Raw genomic sequence first — 6,108 nt, 5'->3', positions numbered from 1 at the left:
CCGATCTCCCGCCGGGCCACGCGCGCCGTCCTCGCCCGCGACGCCACGCCCGCCCAGCGGGTGCGGGCCCGCCTCGCCGTGATCGACGCCGCCGGCCAGGCACTGGCCGACCTCGACGAGACCTTCGCCAACGCGGTGGCCGACGCCGCCGGTGACCCCTCGCTGCGGGCCGCCGTCCAGCTCCGCATCGCCTGGAAGCTCAACCTGAGCGACGGGGACCCCGTCCGCTCGCGCGACGCCGCCGCCGAGGCGGGGGCCCTCGCCAAGGCCGGTGGCGACCAGGTCGCCGAGGCCATGGCGCTGACCGTACGGGCCAGGATGGGCCGCATCCTGGGCGACCACGACGCCGAGGACATCCTCGCCGAGGCCCTCGCCCTGCCGGCCCCCGAGGTTCCCCTCGGCATGCGCAACGCGCCCCAGTACCTCGCCGTCCGGCACGCCCTCTTCGACGACCGGCTCGGCGACGCGCACGGCCAGCTCCTCGCGCTGCTGCCCGCCGTCCAACGGACCGGATCCGCCGAGGACGTCTTCGAGGTGCTGCGCAGCCTCACCGAGGTCGAGCTGCGCCGCGGCCGCTGCGCCGCCGGCGCCGCGCACGCGCGCCGGGCCGTGGAGTTGACCATCGAGGCGGGCCTGTCGCCCGGCCCCGCCTGGTACGTCGCGGCGACCGCCGAGGCCGCGGGCGGCAGTTTCGCCCGGGCGGCCGGGTACGCCCGCCGCGGCATCCGGGCCTCCGAGGAGGAGCAGGACCAGGTCTTCCTGTCCCGGGGCCTGTACGCGCTCGGCACGGTCGAACTGGCCACCGGGGAAGCGGCGAAGGCGGTGGCCACCCTATGCCGGGTGGCCGAGCTGGAAGGGGCGCAGCAGGTGGTCGACCCGTCGATCCTGCGCTGGCACGGGGAGCTCGCCGAGGCCCTGGTGGCGACCGACGCCCCCGACCGCGCCGCGGAACTGCTGGACGGGGTGACCCCGGTGGCCCGTTCCCTGGGACGGACGCCCGTGCTCGCCGCCCTGGACCGGGCCAGGGGCCTGTGCCTGTCGGCGCGGGGGGACGCCGAGCCCGCCGTGGCCCTGCTGGAGGAGACGGCCCGGCGCTTCGAGGCCCTCGGACTGCCGCTGGAGCACGGTCGGACCCTGCTGGCCCTGGCCCGGGTCGAACGCAGACGCCGCCGCCGCGCGCCCGCGCGGGCCGCGCTGCTGGCTGCGGCCGAGGTGTTCGAGCGGGCCGGGGCGAAGCCCTGGCTCGGCCTGGCACGGGACACCACGCCGGAGGCCGCCGCCCCGCATCCGGGGGTGGCGGCCCTGACCGAGGCGGAGGCCCGTCTGGCGCTGCTCGTCGGCGCGGGGGCCAGCAACCAGGAAGCGGCCGCGAAGCTGTTCCTGAGCGTGAAGACCGTCGAGTCCCGACTCACCCGGATCTACCAGAAGCTCGACGTGCGCTCCCGCGCGCAGCTGGCCACCGCGCTGCGCGGGCACTGAGCCCGGGCGGCGCGGCGGCCCGCGCGGATCAGCAGGTGAGGTTGTTGCCCGGGGTGACGCCCAGCAGCTGGGTGAAGTTCTGGTACTTGGTCACCCGGCTCTGCACCTGGGCGGGGTTGCCGCCGTTGCACTCCAGCGCCCCGTTGATGGAGCGGATGGTCTCGCCGAAGCCGGCGCCGTTGACCATGGCCGCGTGGGCGGTCATGGTGCCCGGGCCGTTCTGGGTGTTCCAGTACCAGAGCGCCGTCTTCATGGCGACGGCCGGGTCCTGCTCGACGAGGTACGGGTTGGCGAGCAGGTTGATGCCGAGGGCGTCGCCCGCCGCCTTGTAGTTGAAGTTCCAGCTCAGCTGGATGGGCCCGCGGCCGTAGTAGGCGGCCTGCCCGGCCGGACAGCCGTAGGGCTGGGTGGCGTCGCAGTAGTGCGGGTAGTTCGCGGTGTTCTGTTCGACTATGTGCACCAACCCGCCCGTCTCGTGCGACACGTTCGCGAGGAAGGCGGCCGCCTCGCGCCGCTTCGTGGTGTCGTCGCCGGTGTTGGCGAAGCCGGGGTAGGCGGACAGCGCCGCGACCAGGCCGTTGTAGGTGTAGAAGGGGTTCCGGTTCGGGAACATCTGGTTGAACTGGGCCTCGCTGACGACGAAGCCGGACGGGTCGGGGTCCTGGCCGCCGCCACCGCCGCAGGCGCCCTGGTCCGACCAGACGCCCCACTGGCCCGTGGTGCCGGGCGTCTCGCCCTGGGTCCACCACTTCGCCTGCCAGTTGCGCCCGTTGTGCGAGGCGGTCCCGCCACCCGTGTAGACGGCGGAGGAGGCCCACGCCGTGGCGCAGGCGGGGGCGGCCGATGCGGAGGAGGCGGGCAGGGCGACGGCGAGGCCGAGGGTGACCGCGGCGGTGGCGGCGAGGGAGAGGGCGCGGCGGCGGACGGCACGTATCACGTAACTGCTCCTGTGGTGGGGGGAGTTGTCGCGAGGAGTGGGGGCGACGACTACCGCCACTGAACCGAAGTGGTCTGGACCTGTCAAGGTCTAGACCAAATATTGTCCGCAGGTGCCAAACGGGGTCGGGAGGGGCGGCGGGAGCCGGAAAACGCCGAACCGGCGTGACGACCTGGGTCGTCACGCCGGTTCGGATGCCGACCGGATCAGCTGCCGGCCGAGAGGTTCCCGGACAGGACCGGGATGTTGTCCACGATGTGGGACAGCGACTCGTCACCCTTGGCCTGGGTGGAGTTCTCGGCGCACTGCTGGTTCTGCGGGTTGGACAGGACGTTGACGTCCTGGACGCCGATGTTGGCGAGGACCGCGACCAGCGACTGCGCGTTGACCTTCGCGGGCAGGCCGACGCAGAGCTTGTTCAGCGAACCCTGGATCGCGCCGAGCTGCGGGCTCATCGCACCCTCGGTCGCCTGGTTGCCGTAAACCTGCGAGGCGCCGTTGCCGTTGACGGTGTTCACGCCGTTGTCGTTGCCGATCGCCATCGCCGGGGAGGCCATGACGGCACCCGTGCCGATGACGGAGGCGGTGACCGCAGCGGTGGCCATGAACTTCTTGAGCATCGTTGATCCTTCTGTCGCATGAGCTGTCCCCGGCGGGACGTCCTGATCAACTGCGTCCGGCGCCGGTGGTTATCGCGCGTCACCCATGCGGCCCAACGATCGGCTCGGTCAGCCGGTCTTGCGACGGACCTTCTTGTTCTTGCCGCCCGCCCCGCTGCTGGACCCCTGAACCTTCGCCCGGCTCTGGTGGGCCTGCTGGGACTGGGCATTGGAGGCGTTGCGCGCCAGGGCCTCGCGGAACTTCCGCTTCGCCTCCTCGGCCGGGGTCTCGTCCTGCGGTGCGTCGGTCTGCGCCGCGTCGGCCTGCGGGGTGGCGTTCTCGTCTGACATGGCTGCCTCCTGGAGTGATCAAGTTGCCCCAGTCTGTCAGTCGGGCAGCGCTCAGGCCATCGCGATACCTCCCGTTCCCGGACCGGGCCCGCCCGGCCGGGCCGCTCGGGCCGCCGTTCCGGGCCGCTCAGGCCCCCGGACGCGGCGCCTCGGCCCCCTGGCCGGCGCGCACCGCGGCCAGCGCCGCGGCGTGCAGCACGGCCGGATCACCGTGCGTGACCGGGCTGCCGGTCAGCGTGTACCACTCGTCCGCTTCCTCGTACTGGATCGCGAAGCGGACCTCGCCGTCCGGACCGGCCGTGGTCCTCAGGGTGAGCGGACCCGTGATGACCCCGACCTCATCGGTCATGGCGCCGCCGGGACCGGCCAGGACCCCGTCCTGCCGCCGCCAGGCCTCGGGGTCCGTCATGGGGCGCAGGTGTCGATCATGGTGGTGAGGGTGGCCCGCTCTGCCTCGGTGACGGTCAGCCCGTAGTGCGACTTGACGGTGGTCCAGGCGCGCCCGTACTGGCACCAGCTCGACCGGTCCGTCGGCTGCCACTGGTCGGGGCTCTGGTCGCCCTTGGAGCGGTTGGAGGAGGCGGAGACCGCCAGCAGCTGGGGGCGGGTCAGGTCGTTGGCGAACGCCTTGCGCTTCGCCGCGTCCCAGCCGGCCGCCCCCGAGCGCCAGCCCTCGGCCAGCGGCACCATGTGGTCGATGTCCAGCTTGGCGGCCTCGGTGACGGAGACCCCGTCGTACAGGCTCTTCCAGTCGCCGGAGACGGCACGGCACTCGGAATCCTGCGAGACGTTCGCGCCGTCCCGCTTCAGGACCGTCTCGCGGGTGTCGCACTTGTTGCCCTGCTCGGCCCAGTGGGTGAACTTGTCACGGCTGTACCCGGCCATCGTGCCGGGCTTGCCGACCGTGAGCGCGGCCAACCTGGTCCGGGCCACGGCCGCGCTGACCATCCCGGGCAGTACGTCGCCGGCGACCGGCTTCGCGTCGTCGCCCGACGGCGAAGCCTCCGGGGAGGAGGACGGACCGGAGGGCCCGGCGCTCGGGGTCGCCGTAGCGCCCGGCCGGTCCCCGCCCTTCCCGTCCCCGGGGCCCTGGTCACCGCATCCGACGCTGCCGAACAGCAGCACCACGGTCATCACCGCGACACCCGGACCTGTCTGACGCACCATGAAACCCCGCCCCGAGGAGACTCCGCACACTGTCCGCCGCAGCCTACCCATAACCGGACATCCAACCCCCGGTGGGACCGCCGGAGTCGCCCCGGGACACCCCGCTCGCACCAAGTGGAACGAACGGCCGCGCCGTCGGACCCCGGCAGCGGTGCCACCGGGGCCCGGCGGGCAGCTCCGCCGGTCAGCTCCAGGAGGCGGCGACCAAGGACCGCCCGGCGGCCTCCAGATGGGTGGCGGAGGCCAGCCATGCGCGGGCGTAGGCGTCGGCCGAGGGCTCGGTGAGGCGGCCGAACGCGTTCCGGGGTCGCCGGTCCGCCTCCAGGACGAGCGCCCCCACCAGGTCGGCCGCCGCGGCGAACCCGGCCCGGCGCAGCGGTCCGTACGCGGGCAGCGGCTCCGGGCCGCGGCCGGACCCGGCCACCGCGCGGCGGCCGCCCGCGACCCCCGCCTCCAGCAGCCTGCGCACCCGCCACAGCGGCGAGTCGGCCAGTGGGTCCGGACCCGGATCGCAGGAGCCGGGCGACGTCCGCGGGCCGCCGCCGTCCGGGAAGTGGCTGCCCTGGAGCCGGTCGTAGCCCAGGTCGGCCCGGTCCAGCCACTCCCGCGGCAGCCGCAGCGTGTGTTCCGCCCCCGGCACGGGACCCACGGCCAGCGGACGCAGCGTCGCCGCCCGGTCCAGGTCGGGGCGCCCCAGGATCCGCACCACCAGGCCCGGATGCCCGGCGAGGCGGCGCAGGTTGGCGGTGTGCGCCAGCTCCGGATGCGGGTGGGCGGGCCGCAGCCGGAGCAGGGGCGCGTCCGGCCGTACGGTGCCGTCCGCGGACAGCTCCCGGACCAGGAGGCACTCGCCAGCCGCGCCCTCCACCCGCACGTCGCAGCCCAGCAGCGCCACCTCGGACCCCGCCGCCCCGTCCGCCTGCCGCGCGGCCACGGCTTCGGCCGCCGGCCGGGCGAAGAGCGCCGCCAAGGGCTCCTGGGACCAGGAGAGGCCCGGCACGGGCGTCGCCCGCACCCCGCGCCCGGCGCCGAGCCGGCCGTCGGCGGAGACCGTCGCCCCGACGACGCGCAGGCCGCCGCGGGCGAGCCCCGCGTGGTCGAGGACGCCACCACCCAGGGCCACGGACGCGGCCCCGGCACCCCGGGTCCGCGCGAGCCCGCCGGGGCGGACGTCGGACACCGAGTAGTGGGCGCCGTCCGAGTCCAGCAGGTGGGTGACCACGCCGCCGTAGCCGGTCGCACTGAGCACGGGCTCCCGGCACAGGCCCTGCACGCGCAGGCTGCCCCCGGCCGCGTACGCCCGGCGGCCGCCGTCGCTCACGCCCGGTCCGCCGGTGCCGGAGGCCAACAGCGCGGCGACGCGCAGCAGCCCGGCGAAGGCCGCCGTGAGGTCGGTGAGACGCTGGGCGGCGTCGCGTTCCCGCGCCGCGCGCAGGCCGCGTACGACGCGCAGCGCGGCCGCCTCGGCGGCCGGCAGCCCGGCCAGGCGCGCGGAGTGGGCGGCCCGCAACAGTTCGGCCTGGACCACCGCGCCCCCGGCCGTGACCCCGGCGGCCAGGGCCTCGGCGGCGGCCG

At 75.0% G+C, this 6,108-nt stretch carries 7 protein-coding genes; 1 reads left to right on the top strand and 6 read right to left on the bottom strand.

The genetic code is table 11. The features are described from left to right. On the top strand, positions 1–1,479 hold a 1,479-nt coding region (locus NOD94_RS39770; protein WP_281211119.1), incomplete at its 5' end, for a helix-turn-helix transcriptional regulator. A 28-nt stretch (positions 1,480–1,507) separates the two neighbouring features. On the opposite strand, the gene NOD94_RS39765 is transcribed toward NOD94_RS39770, so the two are convergent. The 6 genes from NOD94_RS39765 to NOD94_RS39740 all read right to left on the bottom strand — a co-directional run. Beyond that, the gene (locus NOD94_RS39765; protein ID WP_281211118.1) at positions 1,508–2,416 is read right to left on the bottom strand and encodes a glycoside hydrolase family 19 protein; all 909 of its coding nucleotides are present in this window, start codon (positions 2,414–2,416) and stop codon (positions 1,508–1,510) included. Between the two features lie 206 nt (positions 2,417–2,622). Beyond that, on the bottom strand, positions 2,623–3,036 hold the full coding sequence (locus NOD94_RS39760; protein WP_281211117.1) for a rodlin: 414 nt from the start codon (positions 3,034–3,036) through the stop codon (positions 2,623–2,625). Between the two features lie 108 nt (positions 3,037–3,144). Further along, positions 3,145–3,366, bottom strand: a complete 222-nt coding sequence (locus NOD94_RS39755) for a DUF5302 domain-containing protein (RefSeq protein WP_281211116.1) — start codon at positions 3,364–3,366, stop codon at positions 3,145–3,147. A 127-nt stretch (positions 3,367–3,493) separates the two neighbouring features. Further along, positions 3,494–3,775, bottom strand: coding sequence for a hypothetical protein (locus NOD94_RS39750; RefSeq protein WP_281211115.1), 282 nt, complete (start codon positions 3,773–3,775; stop codon positions 3,494–3,496). Further along, entirely contained in the window at positions 3,772–4,533 is a 762-nt protein-coding gene (locus NOD94_RS39745; RefSeq protein WP_281211114.1) for a DUF1524 domain-containing protein, read from the bottom strand. The genes NOD94_RS39750 and NOD94_RS39745 overlap by 4 nt, the downstream gene beginning before the upstream one ends. Before the next feature lie 184 nt (positions 4,534–4,717). Further along, a partial coding sequence (locus NOD94_RS39740; RefSeq protein ID WP_281211113.1) for a hypothetical protein occupies positions 4,718–6,108 on the bottom strand: 1,391 nt, incomplete at its 5' end.

This window comes from Streptomyces sp. Isolate_45, from assembly GCF_024721315.2.
GTDB lineage: Bacteria > Actinomycetota > Actinomycetes > Streptomycetales > Streptomycetaceae > Streptomyces.
This window is presented reverse-complemented; position numbering and strand designations above follow the sequence as displayed.

Coding starts and splice junctions, on each gene's coding strand:
- NOD94_RS39750 (WP_281211115.1), bottom strand. CDS start 3,775: ATGACGGACCCCGAGGCCTGGCGGCGGCAGGACGGGGTCCTGGCCGGT.
- NOD94_RS39760 (WP_281211117.1), bottom strand. CDS start 3,036: ATGCTCAAGAAGTTCATGGCCACCGCTGCGGTCACCGCCTCCGTCATC.
- NOD94_RS39755 (WP_281211116.1), bottom strand. CDS start 3,366: ATGTCAGACGAGAACGCCACCCCGCAGGCCGACGCGGCGCAGACCGAC.
- NOD94_RS39745 (WP_281211114.1), bottom strand. CDS start 4,533: ATGGTGCGTCAGACAGGTCCGGGTGTCGCGGTGATGACCGTGGTGCTG.